This window comes from Oceanitalea stevensii (assembly GCF_014837105.1).
Lineage (GTDB): Bacteria > Actinomycetota > Actinomycetes > Actinomycetales > Actinomycetaceae > Oceanitalea > Oceanitalea stevensii.
The window spans coordinates 134,889-153,403 of record NZ_JACSPO010000003.1 but is presented as its reverse complement, the minus strand read 5'-3'; the positions used below and the strand labels follow the sequence as shown (position 1 = coordinate 153,403).

Here is an 18,515-nt window from a genome sequence, read left to right as displayed (position 1 = left end):
CGGGCGCCGGTAGCGTGAGCGCATGGAACTTCGTAGGGCCGGGCGCAGCGGGCTGCTCGTGTCGTCACTCGGGCTGGGCACGTTGACCTGGGGGCGGGACACCGACGAGCACGAGGCGGCCGAACAGCTCTCGCTGTTCCTCGACGCCGGCGGCACGCTCATCGACACCGCCGCGTCCTACGGCGACGGCGCTGCCGAGGCCCTACTCGGGAGCCTCCTCGCGGAGGTGGACCGCCGCGACGTCGTCCTGTGCTCCAAGGCGGGCGTGCGGCGCACCTCACGCGGCAACCGGCTCGACGCCTCGCGCACCACGCTCCTGGACACCCTCGACGAGACGCTCGCCGCCCTGGGCACCGACCACCTCGACCTGTGGCTCGTCCAGTCCCACGACCCCGAGGTCCCCGTCGAGGAAACGCTCTCGGCGCTGCGGCACGCCGTCGCGACCGGGCGCACCCGGTACGCCGGCCTGTCGAACCACCCCGCCTGGTACCTCGGCTACGCCGCCGCGAGCCTGGACGCGGACGCGACCGGGCTGGCCGCCGTCGAGGTCGAGTACTCGCTCCTCGAGCGCGGCGTCGAGCACGAGGTGCTCCCTGGCGCGGAGGCGCTGGGGACGGGGGTGCTCGCGTGGTCGCCGCTGGGCCGCGGGGTGCTCACGGGCAAGTACCGCAGCACGATCCCGGCGGACTCGCGTGCGGCGTCGCCGCACCTGCGCGGCTTCGTCGAGCCCTACCTCACCGACCGCTCACGCGGCATCGTCGAGGCCGTCGCGACGGCGGCCGACGGGCTGGGACGCACGCCGCTGGAGGTCGCCCTCGCCTGGGTGCGTGACGCGCCGGGGGTGAGCTCGGCGATCGTCGGGGCGCGGACCGCCACGCAGCTGCGCGGGGTGCTCGCGGGCACCGACCTCGAGCTGCCCGGCGCGATCCGCCGGGCGCTCGACGACGTCAGTGCCGAGTGAGCCCTACTCCTCCTCGGCCTCGTCGAGGCTGAAGTCCTCGAGGTCGTCGTCCTCGTCGAGGTCGTCGTCGTCGTCGCCGTACGCCTCGAGGGGAACCTCGACCTGGTAGGCGGTGTACAGGGCGTCGTCGTAGGTGAAGAACGCGTCCTCCACCGTGGCGGCGGCGTCCTCGATGGCGGGGGACTCAGGGTCCTGCGCACTGCTGGCGAGCTCGAAGTGCGCTTCGAGCGCGGCGATGAAGCGATCCAGAGCGGCGCGCGGGTCGATTGACATGGGATGACCGTATCGCGCCTGGTAGGAATGGGCACAGCCCGCCCGGGCGGCGGTGACGATGGGAGACAATGGGTTACGACATGGTCTGGTACACCCCTGAAACTTCGCCGCGTCCCGATGTCCGCAGCGCCTCCCAGTACGAGTTCCGCGTGCTGTCGCTGCCGCCGACAGCCAGCCGCTCGCAGGTGCGGCAGCTCCTCACCGAGGAGGCCGAGTACGGCCGCTGGGAGCTCGCCCGCACCCGCCTCTACATCGGCGGCAGCCGCAAGGTGTGGCTGCGCCGCAAGATCATCAAGGTCCGCAGCACCCTGTAGCCGCGTCAGGCGGTGCGCAGCAGCCGCTCGAGCACGCGCACGCCGAAGCGCAGGGCGTCCACCGGCACGCGCTCGTCCACGCCGTGGAACATCCCGGCGAAGTCGAGCTCGGGCGGGAGCTGGAGCGGCGCGAAGCCGTAACCGGTGATGCCCAGGCGCGCGAGGGACTTGTTGTCGGTGCCGCCGGAGAGCATGTACGGCAGGACGACGGCGCCCGGGTCCTCGGCGTCGATGGCCGCGACCATGTGGTCGACGAGCTCGCCCTCGAAGGGCACCTCGAGCGCGCGGTCGCCGTGGATCGGCTCGATGCGCACGCCCGGCCCGGCGAGCTCGCTGAGCGTCGCGCGCACCGCCTCCTCCTCCCCGGGCAGGAAGCGGACGTCGACGGCCGCCTCCGCGCTTCCGGGGATGACGTTCGCCTTGTACCCGGCGCTCAGCTGGGTGGGGTTCGCGCCGGTGCGCAGCGTGGCCCCGACGAACTTCTGCGCCGGACCGAGCGCCCGGACGAGGCGGTCGATGCCCTCGGGGTCCTCGGGGTCGAAAGTGGTGCCGGTGAGGTCGGCGACGCCGCTGAGCAGCTGGCGCACCGTGCCGGTGAGGTGCAGGGGCCAGGAGTGCGCGCCGATCCGGGCGACGGCGCCGGCGAGCCGGGTGACGGCGTTGTCGGTGTTGACCTGGGAGCCGTGGCCCGCGGTGCCCCCGGCGATCAGCTTGAGCCAGGCGATGCCCTTCTCCGCGGTCTGGAGGAGGTAGACGCGGCGGCCGTCGATCTCCACCGAGTAGCCACCCACCTCGCTGATCGCCTCGGTGGCCCCCTCGAAGAGCTCGGGGCGGTGGTCGACGAGCCAGCGCGCGCCCTTGGCGCCGCCGGCCTCCTCGTCGGCGAAGAGGGCGACGACGACGTCGCGCCGGGGCCGCCAGCCGGTGCGGGCCATGTCGCGGACGACCGCGAGGATCATCGCGTCCATGTCCTTCATGTCGACGGCGCCGCGGCCCCAGATCATGCCGTCGCGCACCTCGGCCCCGAAGGGGTCGACCTGCCAGTCCTCGGCCTGCGCGGGGACGACGTCGGTGTGTCCGTGGAGGACGAGGGCGGGCAGGGAGGGGTCGGTGCCCTCGATGCGCAGGACGACCGACGCGCGGCCGGGCTCGGACTCGATGAGCTCGGGCTCCCAGCCGACCTCGGTGAGGAGCTCGGCGACGTACTCCGCGGCCTTCCGCTCCCCCGGCCCCGAGCCGTCGCCGTAGTTCGACGTGTCGATCCGGATGAGCCGCCGGCAGATCTCGACGACCTCGTCAGTGGGAGCGGGAGCAGTCATGCCCCGACCCTAACGCGGGTACCGGACCCACCCCCTCTCGCGCCGAGCGCTGAGTTGTGACGGGCGTCCCCTCGCGCCGAGCGCTGAGTTGTTACGGCGTCCTCGCGCCGAGCGCCGAGTTGTTACGGGCGTCGCCTCCTCCTGCGCCGAGCGCTGAGTTGTTACGGGTAACAACTCAGCGCTCGGCGCACGAGTGAGTGAGGGCGCGGGCGAGATCCAGCTGTCGGCGTGAGAAGGAAGGCGACGGCGGTCAGGTGGTGAGGCCGCGACGCTCGAGGAGCGGGCGGATGTCGGCGTCGCGACCGCGGAGCTCCCGGTAGAAGCTCAGCGGGTCGGCGCTGTGGCCGCGCGACAGGAGCACCTCGCGGAAGCGCTGGCCGGCGGCGCGACCGGGCAGGCCGCCGTCGTCCTTGGGTGCGTCCGCCTCGAACCACCGCACGGTGTCGGCGTCGAGGACCTCGCTCCAGATGTAGGAGTAGTAGCCCGCGTCGTAGCCGCCGCCGAAGGTGTGGTTGAAGTAGGTCGAGCGGTAGCGCGGCGGCACGAGCCGCACCGACGCGCCGGCGCGCTCCAGCGCCCGGGTGGAGAAGTCCTCGACATCCGCAGGGTCGGTGGGGACGTCGTCGGGGCCCACCTGGTGCCAGGCCTGGTCGAGGAGCGCGGCGCCGAGGTACTCGGTGGTCGCAAAGCCCTCGCCGTACTGGGCGGAGGCGAGCAGCGCGTCGAGCAGCTCGGTGGGCATGGGCTCGCCGGTCTCGTGGTGGCGGGCGTAGCGGGCCAGCACCTCCGGGTCGCGCGCCCACATCTCGTTGACCTGGGAGGGGTACTCGACGAAGTCGCGGGGCACGTTGGCGCCGGACAGCGAGGGGTGGTGGACGTCGGAGAAGAGCCCGTGCAGGGCGTGACCGAACTCGTGGAACGCAGTGATGACCTCGTCCCAGGTGAGCAGCGTGGGCTCCCCCGGCGCCGGGCGGGTGATGTTGAGGTTGTTGACGACGACGGGGCGCTGGCCGAGCAGGTGGGACTGGTCGACGAGGTTGTGCATCCACGCCCCGCCCCGCTTGCCCTCCCGGGCGTAGTAGTCCCCGACGAAGAGGCCCAGCGGGCTGCCGTCCTCCTCGGTCACCTCCCACACCCGCACGCCGTCGGCGTAGCCGGCCAGCCCGGGCCGCTCGGTGAGCGTGATCCCGAAGAGCCGGTGGGCGGCGTGGAAGACGCCGTCGCGCAGGACGCGCTCGAGCTCGAGGTAGGGGCGCAGGACGGAGTCGTCGATGCTGAAGCGCTCCTGGCGCACCTTCTCGGCGAGGAAGGACCAGTCCCAGGGCTCGACCGGCGCGCCGTGGGCCCGGGCCAGCTCCTCGGCCTCCGCCGCGGCGTTGGCGACGGCGGGCGGGGCGAGGCGCGCGAGCATCTCGTTGACGGCGGCGGTGGTGCCGGCCGTGCCGTCCTCGGCGACGTAGGCGGCGTGGTGCTCGTAGCCGAGCAGCCGGGCGCGCTCGGCGCGCAGCCGCGTGATCTCGAGGAGCGTCGCGCGCGTGTCGCTGGCCTCGTCGACGCCGGTGCCGCGCAGCGCGGAGGCGGTGAAGAGCTCCTCGCGCAGGGCGCGCTCCTCGGCCTGCGCGAGCAGGGCCTGCTGGGTCGGCAGCTGGAGGGTGATGAGGTGGCCCTCGCGGCCGCGGTCGGCGGCGGCCTGGGCGAGGCCGGCGACGGTGCCCTCGTCCAGTCCGGCGAGGCGGGAGGCGTCGGTGACGTGGACGGCGCCCGCGTCCATCGCCTTGACCACGCGCTGGGAGAACTCCGTCTCCAGGGTGGTGAGGCGCGAGTTGAGCTCGCGCAGGCGGGTCTGGCTCTCGTCGTCGAGCTGGACGCCGGCGCGGACGAAGTCCTTGCGGTAGGTCCGGAGCAGCCACGCGGTCTCGGCGTCGAGGTCCTGCGCGGTGAGCGCCTCGAGCCGGTCGAAGATCCGGCGGTCGAGGTAGAGGGCGTCCCAGTGCGCCGACTGGAGCGGGGCGAGCTCGGCCTCGAGCTCGCGCAGCTCGTCGTTCGCGCAGGAGGAGACGAGGGTGCTGAGGACCGGACCCACGCGGCGCAGCAGGCTGCCGGACAGCTCGAGCGCCTCGAGGGTGTTGGCGACGTCGGGCTCGGCCGGGTCGGAGGCGATGGCCTCCCACTCGGCCCGCTGCTCCGCGAGCCCGGCGAGCATGGCGGGACGCAGGTGCTCGTGGCGTACGGCGGCGAAGTCGGGAAGCTCGAAGGGCAGGTCCGAAGGGCCCGCGAAGGGGTTGTCCGCGGCGAGGGTGGTGTCGGTCATGGGGCCATTGTCTCCCTGCCCGCAGGCCGCGCGGGCTGCAGGAGGAAGTCGCAGCGAGCGGCACCGGTCGCCAGGGTGCCGGCCCGGGTGAGGCGCACGCTGCGTGGCATCTGCTCGAGGACCACCTGATCGCCGTAGCAGAACACCCCCGTCAGCTCGGGGGCGCCGTAGTGACGCAGCACCCGGAGGTAGAAGCAGGAGGTGACGTCGAACCGCAGGCCGGCGTCGTCGTCCTTGCCCCAGCCGATGGTGAACCCCGCCGGCGGGAACGCACGCGGGACCAGCCACCGCGTCACGCGGCGCAGCCGCCCGAAGGGCACACCGACCCGGTCGAGGAGACGGACGACCCGCAGCACCGGCAGCAGCTGCGCCGTCATGAGGTCGCGCACCACTCCCCTGGCCACCGCGGCGTCACCGCGCTCACGGCTCAGCACCCGGTAGGCCGCGAGGTCCGGGAGGATCGCCTGCCGGACGTGGAAGCGCAGCGCCCGGCTGCCCTCAGCCCACGGTGGACGCGTCGCAAGGAGCGCGCCGTACTCGGCGTCGACCGCCCGGGCGAGCTCGCGGCCACGCGCGCCGTACCGGGCGACGAGGGCGCGGCGCCACCAGCGGCGTCGCGGCACGTGAACTGATGAGGGCACAGGGGGCTCCCCTCGCCGACGGGACGCCGGCCGCGGGACGGTGCGGCCGCCTGCGGCCAGGCTACGTCTCGGGCACATCTGGCCGTTCCGGGACCGCGGGCGGCCGCCTATCCGGGCGGGCCACGCCGGCACGGCAGGAGTACCGTCGAGGTGTCGGGCTCGTGCGGGACGGGAGATCCACGGCATGCGAGCGATCATCGGCAGGTCCCTGGTAGTCCTGGGGCTCCTCACGGCCACGACGGCCGTCGGTGGCCCGCCCGTCCCAGCCGACGGCGCGCCCGCAGCTCCGTCGATCAGCGCGGGCGGTCTGCACACCTGTGCGGTGACGGCTGCCGGCGCCGCCACGTGCTGGGGACTCAACGAGGACGGGCAGGTCGGTGACGGCACGACCCGCGACCGTCACGAGCCGAGCGACGTCGTCGGGCGGGCCACCGGGACCGCCGCCGTCACCGCCGGCGACAGGCACACGTGCGCCCTCGCCGACGACGGCGGCGTGCAGTGCTGGGGCGGCAACGAGACCGGGGAGCTCGGCACCGGCGTCACCGGGTACGGCACCGGCTCCACCGTGCCGGTGGACGTGGTCGGGCTGGGCGAGGGTGTCGCCGCCGTCAGTTCCGGCCACGGGTTCACCTGCGTGGTCACCGTCGACGGCGGGGCGCAGTGCTGGGGCAGCAACAGCCGCGGACAGCTGGGCAACGGGGTCGACGTCGAGATCCCCGCAAACCCGAGCTCCCCCGTCCCGGGGGACGTCGTCGGGCTCGACCGCGGGGTGGCGGCCCTCAGCACCGGCCAGGCCCACGCCTGCGCCCTGACCGACGGCGGCGCGGTGCTGTGCTGGGGCGGCAACGCGGACGGCCAGCTGGGCGACGGCGGCACCGACGGATCCTCGGTGCCCGTGCACGTCGTCGGGCTCGACCGAGGCGTCGCCGCGGTCAGCGCCGGCGGTCAGCACACGTGCGCCCTCACGGAGGACGGCGCGGTGCTGTGCTGGGGACGCAACGGTGAGGGTCAGCTCGGGACCGGCAGCAGGAGCAGCAGCAACGTCCCGGTGCCGGTGACGGGGCTCGACGGCGGGATCACCGCCACCAGCGCCGGGCAGCACCACACGTGCGCGCTGACGGACGCGGGCGACGTCGTCTGCTGGGGGTCGAACACCTTCGGCGAGCTGGGCAACGGCTACGAGGACCAGGACCCCAGCGAGACCCCGGAGGACCATGTGCTGACCCCCGTGCCGGTGCTCGGGCTGGACGGTGACGTTGCGGCCGTCAGCGCGGGCGGCGGCCACACGGTCGCGCTCACCACGTCGGGTGAGGTGTGGGCGTGGGGGGACAGCTACTACGGCCAGCTGGGCGACCGCACGCTGCAGAACCGCAACGTGCCGAGCCGGGTGCACGCGCTCGACCTCGACGGGCCCCTCGTGGCGACCCCCGGGCGAGGCGGGCAGTGCGTCGCAGCCGGCGCCACCGTGGCCCTCACGGTGGCCGGTGCCACCGGGCAGGACGTCGTTCTCTCGGCGACGTCCTCGGATGAGTCCGTCGTCCCCGCCCGGAGCATCAGGTTCGGCGGTGAGGACGCGAACCGGACGGTCTCCCTGAGCGTCTCCCCCGGCGCAGGGGTACGAGAAGCGACGGTGGAGGTGACCGCCGAGGCGCCGTCGGGGACGTCCACACTCACCGTGAGCGTCCGCGCGGGCGCGAGCGGCCCGGACGCCCTCAGGGGCACGCCCGGCGCGGACCTCCTGCTGGGCGGGCGCGGGGACGACACCCTCACCGGGCGTGACGGCGCGGACACGCTGTGCGGCGGCCTCGGCGACGACCGGATCGTGGGCGGCGGCGGGGAGGACACCCTGGTCGGTGGCGACGGTCGCGACGACCTCCGCGGAGGCGACGACGGCGACCTCGTGGCCGGCGGCGACGGGGACGACGTCCTGCGCGGCCAGGACGGTGAGGACACACTCGCCGCCGGCAACGGTGACGACGACCTCCGGGCTGGCGACGGGAACGACGTGCTGCGCGGCGAGAGAGGGCGTGACCGGCTCGCGGGCAACGACGGCGACGACCACCTCGACGGCGGGCGCCACGACGACGAGCTCCGGGGCGGGAACGGCAACGACCAGCTGGGCGGCGGCCCGGGCGAGGACGGTCTCGACGGCGGTCGCGGCGCCGACGTCCTCTACGGCGACACGGGCGCGGACCACTTCCGTGGCGGCCCCGGCGTCGACGCCGCCTACGACTTCGGCACGGAGGAGGGCGACACCAAGGACCGGACGGTCGAGAACACCTGAGACCGGTCAGGAGGTCGTGGCGTCGCTGCCCGTGAGGCGGTCGGCCGCCCGTCGCGCGAGGACGGCGGCCACGTCCGGGGGCCGGTAGCCGGCCGCCTTGAGGACCTTCCCGTCCGCCCGCAGCAGCGGACGGCCGTCCGCGCCGAGCTTGGACAGGTTGGCGGCGTGGACCTCGGCGAGCACCTCGGGCAGCGGGACCCCGCACTCCTGGGCCATGCCGTAGAGGACGTAGACGAGGTCGGCCAGCGCGTCGGCGGCCGCCACGGTGTCGCGGGAACCGTCGTCGGCGGCGACGGCGCGGGTGAAGGCCGCCTCCATCTCCTGTCCCGCCGCGTCGCCGTAGACGGCGGTGACGAGCTCGGCGAGCTCCTCGGCGACGAGCGCCATGCGCAGGTGGACGCGGTCGCGGTCGACCGACGGCGCGTCGTCGGCGACCGGGACGCCGAAGTGCGCGTGGAACTGGCGCACGAGCGCGTCCGGGTCGCGCGGGTCCGCGGGGACGACGCCCGCAACCGGCCCGTCCCACGGGTGGGCGGGCTCGCGCGGGTCCTCGCGCAGGAGCGTGCCGATCCACTGGTCCACGCGGCGCTCGCCGTGCATGCCCATCCCCCGCACCTGGCCCTCGCGGCGGAAGCCGTGGCGCCACACCACCTTCCAGGACGGCCAGTTGCCGACGTCGGCGCGCCACTCCACCCGCTCCATCCCGAGCGGGCCGAAGGCCGCGTCGAGGACGAGACCGACGGCCCGGTCCATGAGGCCCAGGCCGCGGCCCTCGGGGGCGAGCCAGTAGCCGATCTCCCCCGAGCCCTCGGTCCGCGTCACCCCGACCATGCCGACGAGCCGACCGCCGTGGCGCAGCGCCCAGGTGTGGTTGTCCCCGCGCGCCCACCCGTCGATGACGAAGCGCTCGACGAAGCCCACCGCGTGCTCACGGTGGTAGGGCGAGGGGACGGTGGTCCAGCGCTGCACCTCGGGGTCCTGACAGGCCTCGGTGATGCGGTCGACGTCCGCGAGGGTGGGCGCCTCGAGCGTGAGCTCGCCGTCGTGCAGGGTGAAGGGCTCCATGACCGCGCAGGCTACGCGACGGCGTGTCGGTGCCCGGCCCTGATTTGCTTGGCGGCCGCCTGAGCCCGGCACCGGATGCGGCCGGGCAGCGTGGGTCGAAGGATGGGGGCATGGACATCGACACGAACGCCATGAAGGACTTCCCCGAGCAGAGCCAGCCCTGGCCGGGGTGGACGAACCGTCTTGACCCCGTGCCCGACCACGGCGAGACGAGCTACGTCGGCCGTGGGCGGCTCGAGGGCAAGCGTGCCCTCATCACCGGCGGTGACTCCGGCATCGGGCGCGCGACGGCGATCGCCTTCGCCAAGGAGGGCGCCGACGTCGCGATCTCCTACCTCGAGCAGGAGCAGGAGGACGCGGAGGAGACGAAGAAGCACGTCGAGGCCGCCGGGCGACGCTGCGTGCTCATCCCCACCGACCAGCGCACCGAGGAGGCGAACATCGCCCTCGCGCGCGCGGCGGTCGAGGGACTCGGCGGGATCGACGTCCTCGTCAACAACGCGGGCTACCAGATGGCCCAGGACTCCCTCGCCGACATCAGCGACGAGCAGCTGCGCCAGACCTTCGAGACGAACATCTTCGCGATCTTCTGGCTGACCAAGGCCCTGCTCGACGACCTCAAGCCGGGCGCGAGCGTCATCAACTGCACGTCGATCCAGGCCTTCCAGCCCTCGGAGACGCTGCTCGACTACGCCTCGACGAAGGCCGCGATTAACAACCTCACCGTCAACCTCGCCGCCGAGCTCGGCCCCAAGGGTATCCGGGTCAACGCCGTGGCGCCGGGCCCGGTCTGGACCCCGCTCCAGCCGGCCACCAAGCCCGCGGAGTCGATGCCGGAGTTCGGCAAGAACGCACCGCTCGGCCGGGCCGGCCACCCGATCGAGGTCGCCACGGCCTTCGTCTTCCTCGCCACCGACGACGCGAGCTACGTCTCCGGCACCGTCCTCGGTGTCACGGGCGGCAAGCCCGTCTTCTGACATGACCCGCACCGCGAGGACGACGACGGCGGGACTGCTCGCCGTCGTCGTCCTCGCGGCGTGCGGGGGCGGGGAAGACAAGGAGCAGGCCACCGCCCCGCCACCCAGCCCGACGACGACGGCGCCGACGCCGACGCCGACGACCGAGCCGACGACGACGGAGCCCGCTCCCCAGGAGCCGGAGGTGCTCGCCACCGGGCTCGACGTGCCCTGGGGCCTGGCGTTCCTGCCCGACGGCACCGCCCTGGTCACCGAACGGGACACGGCGCGGGTCCTCGAGCTGGTCGCCGGGCAGGAGCCGCGCGAGCTGGCGACCGTGCCCGGGGTGGCCGCGGAGAACGAGACCGGCCTGCTCGGGATCGCCGTCTCGCCGGACTTTGCCGACAACGGCCACGTCTTCGTCTACCTCACCACCGCGACCGACAACCGGGTGCTGCGGATGGTGCACGACGGCGAGCAGCTCGCGCCCGACGTCGTCGTCCTCGAGGGGATCCCGCGCGAGACGTACCACTCGGGCGGGCGCCTCGAGTTCGGACCGGACGGCTTCCTCTACGTCGCGACCGGGGACGCCGCGGTCCCCTCGACGTCCCAGGACCCGGGCTCGCTCGGCGGGAAGGTCCTGCGGGTCGACGAGGACGGTGAGCCGGCGCCCGGCAACCCGGACCCGGGCTCGCCAGTGTGGTCGTTGGGGCACCGCAACGTCCAGGGTCTGGGCTGGGGCGCCGAGGGGCGGATGTACGCCTCGGAGTTCGGGCAGGACACCTGGGACGAGCTCAACGCGATCGAGCCGGGCGCCAACTACGGCTGGCCGGAGGTCGAGGGGACCGCGGGCGCCGCGGACTACGTCGACCCGCTCGTCACGTGGCGGCCGGCCGACGCCTCCCCCAGCGGCCTCGCCGTCACCGAGGACGCGGTGTACGTCGCCGCGCTGCGCGGGGAGTCGCTGTGGCGCGTGCCGCTGGAGGCCGACGGCGCGGCGGGCGAGCCGCAGCGGCTGCTCGAGAGTGAGTACGGGCGGCTGCGGACCGTGACGGTCGCGCCGGACGGGCGGCTGTGGCTCCTCACGTCCAACACCTTCCGCGGGGAGCCGGGTCCGGAGGACGACCGCGTCGTCGCCGTCGACGAGGAGTGGCTCGCGTCCCAGGGGTGACTATGGTGGCGCGGTGGACCGGCACCTGGCGCAGGCGCGCAGCGACCTCGAACGTCTCGTCGCGAGGGGCGCGGCGGGCGATCTGGGGCAGCCTCCCGAGGTCCACCGCGTCGACGCCGTCGCCCGCGCCGAGTACCGGCCGGCGGCCGTGCTCCTTCTCTTCACCCCGACCCTCGCGCGGCCCGACGTCTTCCCCGGGCTCGACCTCTACCTCGTCCAGCGCTCCCCGCTGCTGCGCCACCACCCCGGGCAGATCGCGCTGCCCGGCGGTCGCGCCGACGACGGCGACGCCGGGCCGGCTGCCACCGCCCTGCGGGAGACCCACGAGGAGATCGGCCTCGCGCCCGAGCGCGTCGAGGTCATCGGCACGCTGCCGCAGGTGGCCGTGCCCATCAGCCGCTTCCTCGTCACGCCCGTGGTCGGGTGGGCGACTGACCCCGGCGGGCTCGAGGACGTCGAGGTGGGCGAGGTGCTCCACACGCTGCGGCTGCCGGTCAGCGACCTCCTCGACCCCGCCGGGCGCTCCACGGTGACGATCCACGGGCACGGCAGCGCCGGGTTCGCCGTCCAGGGCGGCTGGGTGTGGGGCTTCACCGGCAACCTCCTCGACGGCGTCTTCGACGAGCTCGGCTGGACGCGCCCGTGGGACCGCTCACGCGAGTACGCGATGTCGATGGCCGAGGCCCGCGGCGACACGCTCCCGCCGGCGACGCCGGAGGGTTGAGCTCAGCGCACGAAACGCGGACCGGCGGCCGGGTCGGCCCGGACGGCGAGGGCGTCGGCGATGCGCGTGGCCGACGTCGGCGCGAGCGGCCGCGGCAGCGCGTCGAGCGGGAACCAGCCGACGGCGAGAGACTCGTCGTCGGCGACGTGCGCCTCCCCGGACACGTACTCGCAGAGGAATGCGAGGGAGAGGTACTGGGCCCGGTCGCCGTTGGGGTAGGTGACGACGTCGCCGCTGTCGACCGAGGCGAGCGCGAGGACGCGGGCGACGACGCCCGTCTCCTCGAGCACCTCGCGCACGGCGGCGCGGGCGGGCTGCTCACCAGGGTCGAGGATGCCGCTGATGGCGGCCCACATGCCGTTGTCGGTGCGCCGCCCGAGGAGCACCCGGTCCCCGTCGAGGACGACGGCGGTGACGCCGGAGAGCCACAGCGGTGCCGTCCCGACGTGGGCACGCAGGGCGGTGACGAAGTCCGGGACGGGCACGGGGCCAGTGTGCCAGTGTGCCAGCCCTCAGAAGAGGGCGGCCTGCATGACGGCGTCCGGGGCCTGAGCCGGCGCCTCCGGCTCCCGTGGCTGCTGGGTGCGCAGCCCGGCGCCGCGGGAGAGGCCGTGGCGGCGCAGCAGCGGCGCCACCCGCTCGGCCAGCCACGTGCGGTACGCGTCCGGGGCGTAGGCCCCGCGCCCGTACAGGCGCTGGTACTCGGGCACGAGCGCTGGCCGGTGCGTCTGGAGCCACTGCAGGTACCAGTCCTTGACGCCCGGGCGCAGGTGGGCGGCCATGACCGAGGCCGAGGTGGCGCCGGCATCGGCGATGGCGGCGAGGAGCGCGTCGAGGTGCTCGCGGGAGTCGGTGACCCAGGGCAGGACCGGGGCGACCATGACGTGGCAGTCCAGCCCGGTCTCGCGGATGGCGCGGACGAGGTCGAGGCGGGCACGCGGGCTGGGCGTGCCCGGCTCGAGGAGGTGCTGGAGGTCGGGGTCGAGGACGGCGAGGGAGATGCCGAGCGACACGGGCACGTGGGCGGCGCCCTCCCCCAGCAGCGGCAGGTCGCGGCGCAGGAGGGTGCCCTTGGTGAGGACCGACAGCGGCGTGCCGGACTCGACGAGCGCGCCGATGATCCCGGGCATGAGCCGGTAGCGGCCCTCGGCGCGCTGGTAGGGGTCGGTGTTCGTGCCCAGCGCCACCTGCTCCCGCCCCCAGGAGGGCTTGCTCAGATCCCGGGCGAGCACCTCGGGGGCGTTGACCTTGACGACGATCTGGCTGTCGAAGTCCGCGCCGGCGTCCATGTCGAGGTAGGTGTGGGTGGAGCGGGCGTAGCAGTACACGCAGGCGTGGCTGCAGCCGCGGAAGGGGTTGACCGTCCAGCGGAAGGGCATCCGCGAGGCGGCGGGCACCTTGTTGAGGACCGAGCGCGCCGTCACCTCGTGGAAGACGATGCCGGCGAACTCGGGCGTGCGGACGGTGCGGACCAGGCCCGCCATCTTCTGCAGCCCGGGGAGCGCGGCGCCGTCCTCCGTGCCGATCTGCTGCCCGTCCCACCTCATGGACATAGTCGAACACGTGTACGAGTCGACGTCAACCACTCGCACAGGCGCGGATTGACGACTTGATAGAGTCGTCAAGCCACCGCCCGCCTCGACCTGGAGGACACGTGCTCGACCGCGCCATAGACACGCCCGTCTACGTCATGAAGGCGGAGCTCTTCAAGGCACTCGGGCACCCGGTCCGGATCAGGGCCCTCGAGCTCCTGAGCGACGGCGACCGGCCGGTGAGCACCCTGCTCGCGGAGATCGGCATCGAGGCCTCCCACCTGTCGCAGCACCTGGCGGTCCTGCGCCGTGCCGGGGTGGTGGCCAAGTCCCGGCAGGGCAACACCGTCACCTACACGCTCGTCGACGACTCGCTCGCCACCATGCTCGACGCCGCACGCACCTTCCTCCTCGGATCGCACGGCCGGACCACCGAGGCCCTCGGCTCGAACGGGCAGGCACGATGAGCGGCCCCACTCCCCTCGCCCCGCGCCCGACCTGGCGCTCGGCCCTCGGCCACGTCGCCTCCCTCACGCTCCCCCGCCGCTCGGACTACACGGGCCTGTCGCGCTCCTGGCGCGGGGACCTCGTCGCCGGCGTGACGGTGGGCGTCGTCGCGCTCCCGCTGGCGCTGGGCTTCGGCGTCGCGTCCGGCGTCGGCCCTGCGGCCGGGCTCATCACCGCGATCGTCGCCGGCTTCGTCGCCGCCGTCCTCGGCGGCTCCCACCTGCAGGTGTCCGGACCGACCGGCGCGATGACCGTCGTCCTCATCCCCGTGGTGGCGCGCTACGGGACGGAGGCGGTCTTCGCGCTGTCGATCCTCGCCGGCGTCCTCGTCATCGTCATGGGGCTCGTGGGGATGGGGCGCCTCGTGTCCGTCATCCCGTGGCCGGTGGTCGAGGGCTTCACCCTCGGCATCGGCGTCATCATCTTCCTCCAGCAGGTCCCCCTCGCCCTGGACACCGCGCGCCCCCAGGTGGAGAACGCGACGGCGGCGGCCGTGGAGACCCTGCGCGTCACCGACTGGGCGCGCGCCGTGACTCCCCTAGCCGTGACCGGCGGCGTCGTCGTCCTCATGGTCCTGCTCACCCGGCTGCGGCGGTCGCTGCCGGCCTCGCTCATCGCCGTCGCCGTCGCCACTGTCGTCGCCGAGCTCGTCTCCCTCGACGTCGAGCGGATCGGTGCGCTGCCCGACGCGCTGCCCTCCTTCCAGGTGCCCGCCTGGGACTCCTCCGCACTGGCGGCCATGCTCCCCTCGGCCATGGCGATCGCCGCCCTCGCGGCGCTGGAGAGCCTGCTCTCGGCGCGGGTGGCGGACGGCATGGTCGAGACCGTGCCGGACACCGACGCCAACCGCGAGCTCGTCGGTCAGGGCATGGCGAACGTCGCCAGCGGCCTCTTCGGCGGCATGCCCGCGACCGGCGCGATCGCCCGCACCGCCGTCAACGTCCGTGCCGGTGCGCGCACCCGCGTGGCCGGCGCGAGCCACGCCGTCGTGCTCGTCCTCATCGTCCTGGCACTCACGCCGGTGGTCGCGCTCATCCCGATGTCCGCCCTGGCCGGTGTCCTCATCGTCACGGCGTTCCGGATGATCGACCTGCGCACGGGCCGCGCGATCCTGCGGGCTACCCGGGCCGACGCCGTCGTCTACCTCTCGACCGTCGTCGTGACGATCGTCTTCGACCTCATCGTCGCGGTCCAGGTCGGCGTCGCGGTCGCCGCCCTGCTCGCGCTGCGGGCGATGGCGCGCGTCTCGGGCCTCACCCGGTGCGATCTCCCGCCGGACCTCGCCCCGGAGGAGGAGGACGCGCTCCTCGACGAGCACGTCGCCGTCTACCACTTCCGCGGTGCGCTCTTCTTCGGCGGGACGAAGCGCTTCCTCGACGAGATGACGGCGGTCAAGGACGTGCGCGTCGTCGTCCTCGCGCTGCGGGAGGTCCGCGTCATGGACGCCTCCGGTGCCCATGCGCTCGGCGAGATCATCACCGATCTGCGCCGCCGCGGGATCACCGTGCTGCTCAAGGGCCTGGACGCGCAGCAGCTGCGGATGTCGGCCGCCGTCGGCGTCCTCGACGCGCTCGGGGACGAGGGCCACTACTTCGACGACCTGCCGGCCGCCGTCGCCCACGCGCGCAACCACGTGCGCTTCGAGGTGCGCGGCGGCGCCGTGCTCGAGTGCGGCACGGGCGCCGCCGCGCGGGCTCGCTAGCCGCGGGGCAGCTTCTCCACGATCTCACCGAGCTCGCGGCGCGGGCCGGTGAAGAAGGGGACCTCCTCGCGGACGTGGCGGCGGGCCTCGGTGGCGCGCAGGTCACGCATGAGGTCGACGATGCGGCCGAGGTCGTCGGCCTCGAAGCCGAGCAGCCACTCGTAGTCACCCAGCGCGAAGGCCGCGATCGTGTTGGCGCGCACGTCGCCGTAGTCGCGGGCCGCCAGGCCGTGGTCACGGAGCATGGTGCTGCGCTCCTCCGGGGGCAGCAGGTACCACTCGTAGCTGCGGACGAAGGGGTAGACACAGAGGAAGCCGCGCGGCTCCTCGCCCATGATGAAGGAGGGCAGGTGCCCGCGGTTGAACTCCGCCGGGCGGTGGGTGCCCACCTGGGACCACACCGGCTCCAGCGCACCGCCGAGGTTGCTCGCGAGGAGCCGGTGGTAGGCCTCCTGCACGGCCTCGACGTCCTCGGCCCACCACCACACCATGAGGTCGGCGTCGGCCCGGAAGCCCGCGACGTCGTACCAGCCGCGCACGGTCAGGCCCGGGACGTCCGCCAGGTCCGCGAGGACGTCGCGGACGAGGCCGGCGCGCACGTCGTCCTCCTCGGGCAGCGGCTGGATCGCCCGGAACACGGAGTACATGACGTAGGCGGACTGGGGCTGGGCGGAGCTCACGGGCTCTTCCTCCTGGTGTGGTGGGACAGGGTCAGTCGGCGGTGCCGGCGAGGACCGGGATGCCGGTGACCTCACCGTGGCGCATCCGGCAGCTGCCGGGAGGGGCGACGTCGGGGAAGGCCGGGAGCTGCCCGCGCACGGTCACCTGCGGCTCCTCGCCCCGCTCGCGCGCGGCGCGCTCGAGGACGAGGTCGACGAGCCCGGAGACGAAGACCGGCGCGATGCCCGCCGTCGCGGCGCGGGCCGCGTCCATGCCGAGCTCGCGGGCCGTCTCCATCGCCTCGGTGTCCAGGTCCCAGGCCACCTCCATGTGGTCGGAGATGAAGCCGATCGGGGCGATGACGACGCGCGTGACACCGTCCTCGGCGAGCTGGGCGAGGTGGTCGTTGACGTCCGGCTCGAGCCACGGCGTACGCGGGTCGCCCGAGCGCGAGCAGTAGGACAGGGAGGAGGTGACGCTCAGGCCGCGCTCGCGCAGGGTGGCGTCGATGGCAGCCCGGACGTCCTCGTGCTGCTCGCGGTAGCCGGGGCCGGTGGCGGCCGACGCGTCCTGCATGGTGTCGGGGATCGAGTGGGTGACGTAGGCGATGTGGACGCCCTCGCCCGCGGGCAGCTGCTCCACGGCCGCGAGGACGGCATCGGTGTTGGCGTCGACAAAGCCCGGGTCGTTGAAGAAGGGGCGCAGGACATCGATCTCGAGGCCCTCGGCGTCGACGCCGAGCTCGCTCACAGCCGCGGCGAGGTGCTCGCGGTACTGGCGGCTGCCGGAGTAGGAGGCGTAGGCGCTCGTGACGAGGACGAGGATGCGACGGGCACCGAAGGCGACGGCGTCCCGGAGGGTGTCGACGGTGTAGGGGTGCCAGTTGCGGTTGCCCCACAGGACCGGGAGCTCGACGCCCCGCTCGCGCAGCTCGGCCGCGAGGGCAGCGCGCAGGGCGAGGTTCTGCTCGTTGATCGGGCTCTTGCCGTCGAAGGCGAAGTAGTGCTCACCGACCTCCTCGAGCCGCTCGTCGGGGATCCCCTTGCCGCGCACGACGTTGCGCAGGAAGGGCACGACGTCCTCCGTCCTGTTCGGACCACCGAAGGAGCACAGCAGGAGGGCGTCGTAGGGCGCAGCGGGGTGGGACATGGTGGCGGGCTCCTCGGGACGGCGTCGCAAACGGGCTCACCGTAACATCAGATGAAGTCGCACCACGGTGGCCGAGCACGCCGACTGAGGTGTCCGCCATGACGCGTGCCGTGGAGGGGTGCGCCGCGGCTCGCCGGCTGAGCGGTCACCCCTTCCTATACTCGCGGGATGGTCACCAGCAGCGGCACCGAGCGCGCCCGGAACACGCTGGCCTACCTGCGCCGGCAGATCACCACCGGCGCGTGGGAGGTCGGCTCGCGCATCCCGATCGAGCCGGAGCTCGCCGAGACCCTCGGCGTGGGCCGCTCGACGATTCGCGAGGCCGTCCGCTCGCTCGCGAGCATCGGCATGCTCGAGACGCTGCCGGGACGCGGCACCTTCGTCCGCTCCAGCGCACCGACGAGTGCGGTGCTCTCGGAGTTCCTCACGGCCTACACGCTCGAGGAGCTGCTCAGCTACCGCCGCGCGCTGGAGGTGGAGGCCGCCCAGCAGGCGGCGCTGCACCGGACGCCCGAGGACATCGCGGCGCTCGAGGCCTCGGTCGCGCAGTCGCTGCGCGGCGGGCAGTGCCCGGCCGTCGGACCGCGGGACACGAGCGTGGAGCTCGCCTCCCGCTTCCACTACCTCCTCTTCGACGCCGCGAAGAACCGGCTGCTCGCCTCGCTGTACGCCGGGATCACCGAGAAGCTCTCGGCGCCGGGGCACGTCGAGCGCCTCACCCACGGGAGTGACGCGCAGACCATGCAGGTGGAGCACGAGCGCATCGTCGACGCCGTCCGGCGCGGTGACTTCATCGACGCGGTGCACGCCATGGCCGACCACATGGACAACGACCTCGTCATCATCACGCCCGACGACGAGATCATCCCGCCGCTGCAGCGCTCGCCGGTGGACGTCGAGCGGATCGCGGCGGCTCGCGCCCAGGAGCGCGAGCGCGCCTGACGTC

Annotated in this window: 18 protein-coding genes; 9 read left to right on the top strand and 9 right to left on the bottom strand. The window is 73.8% G+C overall.

Annotated elements, in window-relative coordinates; genetic code table 11:
* Positions 1 to 22: 22 nt before the first annotated feature.
* Complete coding sequence (locus H9624_RS08330) at positions 23 to 961, top strand: aldo/keto reductase (protein WP_251839432.1); 939 nt, start codon at positions 23 to 25, stop codon at positions 959 to 961.
* Between the two features lie 3 nt (positions 962 to 964).
* Here the strand turns inward: H9624_RS08330 and H9624_RS08325 are convergent, their stop codons facing one another.
* Positions 965 to 1,234: a DNA primase gene (locus tag H9624_RS08325; protein WP_251839431.1), complete on the bottom strand. Its 270-nt coding sequence runs from the start codon at positions 1,232 to 1,234 to the stop codon at positions 965 to 967.
* A gap of 80 nt (positions 1,235 to 1,314) precedes the next feature.
* Between H9624_RS08325 and H9624_RS08320 the strand changes: the two genes are divergently transcribed.
* Positions 1,315 to 1,548: a DUF5703 family protein gene (locus H9624_RS08320; protein ID WP_251305346.1), complete on the top strand. Its 234-nt coding sequence runs from the start codon at positions 1,315 to 1,317 to the stop codon at positions 1,546 to 1,548.
* A 5-nt stretch (positions 1,549 to 1,553) separates the two neighbouring features.
* On the opposite strand, the gene H9624_RS08315 is transcribed toward H9624_RS08320, so the two are convergent.
* From H9624_RS08315 to H9624_RS16875, 3 genes are all read right to left on the bottom strand, one after another.
* Entirely contained in the window at positions 1,554 to 2,867 is a 1,314-nt protein-coding gene (locus H9624_RS08315; protein WP_251839430.1) for a M20/M25/M40 family metallo-hydrolase, read from the bottom strand.
* Positions 2,868 to 3,117: 250 nt separating this feature from the next.
* Positions 3,118 to 5,178, bottom strand: coding sequence for a M3 family metallopeptidase (locus tag H9624_RS08310; protein WP_251839429.1), 2,061 nt, complete (start codon positions 5,176 to 5,178; stop codon positions 3,118 to 3,120).
* Entirely contained in the window at positions 5,175 to 5,819 is a 645-nt protein-coding gene (locus H9624_RS16875; protein WP_251839428.1) for an L-2-amino-thiazoline-4-carboxylic acid hydrolase, read from the bottom strand. Before H9624_RS16875 ends, H9624_RS08310 begins: the two co-directional genes overlap by 4 nt.
* Before the next feature lie 184 nt (positions 5,820 to 6,003).
* Here H9624_RS16875 and H9624_RS08300 point away from each other — a divergent pair, with 184 nt between their 5' ends.
* Positions 6,004 to 8,103: an RCC1 domain-containing protein gene (locus H9624_RS08300; protein WP_251839427.1), complete on the top strand. Its 2,100-nt coding sequence runs from the start codon at positions 6,004 to 6,006 to the stop codon at positions 8,101 to 8,103.
* Between the two features lie 6 nt (positions 8,104 to 8,109).
* On the opposite strand, the gene H9624_RS16870 is transcribed toward H9624_RS08300, so the two are convergent.
* A complete protein-coding gene (locus H9624_RS16870) occupies positions 8,110 to 9,168 on the bottom strand; it encodes a GNAT family N-acetyltransferase (RefSeq protein WP_307784947.1) in 1,059 nt (352 codons plus the stop codon).
* 110 nt (positions 9,169 to 9,278) lie between these two features.
* On the opposite strand from H9624_RS16870, the gene H9624_RS08285 reads away from it, so the two are divergent.
* Genes H9624_RS08285 through H9624_RS08275 form a run of 3 tightly spaced genes read left to right on the top strand, consistent with a single transcriptional unit; the run spans position 9,279 to position 12,019 of the window.
* Positions 9,279 to 10,145: an SDR family oxidoreductase gene (locus tag H9624_RS08285; RefSeq protein WP_251839426.1), complete on the top strand. Its 867-nt coding sequence runs from the start codon at positions 9,279 to 9,281 to the stop codon at positions 10,143 to 10,145.
* 1 nt (position 10,146) lies between these two features.
* A complete protein-coding gene (locus tag H9624_RS08280; protein WP_251839425.1) occupies positions 10,147 to 11,295 on the top strand; it encodes a PQQ-dependent sugar dehydrogenase in 1,149 nt (382 codons plus the stop codon).
* Between the two features lie 13 nt (positions 11,296 to 11,308).
* Entirely contained in the window at positions 11,309 to 12,019 is a 711-nt protein-coding gene (locus tag H9624_RS08275; RefSeq protein ID WP_251839424.1) for an NUDIX hydrolase, read from the top strand.
* 2 nt (positions 12,020 to 12,021) lie between these two features.
* On the opposite strand, the gene H9624_RS08270 is transcribed toward H9624_RS08275, so the two are convergent.
* Together H9624_RS08270 and H9624_RS08265 are read right to left on the bottom strand one after the other, a co-directional pair.
* A complete protein-coding gene (locus H9624_RS08270; protein ID WP_251839423.1) occupies positions 12,022 to 12,504 on the bottom strand; it encodes an NUDIX hydrolase in 483 nt (160 codons plus the stop codon).
* Positions 12,505 to 12,531: 27 nt separating this feature from the next.
* Positions 12,532 to 13,566, bottom strand: a complete 1,035-nt coding sequence (locus H9624_RS08265; protein WP_251839422.1) for an Rv2578c family radical SAM protein — start codon at positions 13,564 to 13,566, stop codon at positions 12,532 to 12,534.
* Between the two features lie 143 nt (positions 13,567 to 13,709).
* Here H9624_RS08265 and H9624_RS08260 point away from each other — a divergent pair, with 143 nt between their 5' ends.
* A complete protein-coding gene (locus H9624_RS08260; protein WP_286010996.1) occupies positions 13,710 to 14,018 on the top strand; it encodes an ArsR/SmtB family transcription factor in 309 nt (102 codons plus the stop codon).
* Positions 14,015 to 15,760, top strand: coding sequence for a SulP family inorganic anion transporter (locus H9624_RS08255; protein WP_251839420.1), 1,746 nt, complete (start codon positions 14,015 to 14,017; stop codon positions 15,758 to 15,760). The genes H9624_RS08260 and H9624_RS08255 overlap by 4 nt, the downstream gene beginning before the upstream one ends.
* Here H9624_RS08255 and hemQ read toward each other — a convergent pair.
* Positions 15,757 to 16,407, bottom strand: a complete 651-nt coding sequence (hemQ, locus tag H9624_RS08250; protein WP_110853095.1) for a hydrogen peroxide-dependent heme synthase — start codon at positions 16,405 to 16,407, stop codon at positions 15,757 to 15,759. The genes H9624_RS08255 and hemQ overlap by 4 nt on opposite strands.
* A gap of 64 nt (positions 16,408 to 16,471) precedes the next feature.
* A complete protein-coding gene (locus tag H9624_RS08245) occupies positions 16,472 to 17,569 on the bottom strand; it encodes a ferrochelatase (protein WP_251839419.1) in 1,098 nt (365 codons plus the stop codon).
* A 168-nt stretch (positions 17,570 to 17,737) separates the two neighbouring features.
* Between H9624_RS08245 and H9624_RS08240 the strand changes: the two genes are divergently transcribed.
* Positions 17,738 to 18,511, top strand: coding sequence for a FadR/GntR family transcriptional regulator (locus H9624_RS08240; RefSeq protein ID WP_251839418.1), 774 nt, complete (start codon positions 17,738 to 17,740; stop codon positions 18,509 to 18,511).
* Positions 18,512 to 18,515 lie beyond the last annotated feature (4 nt).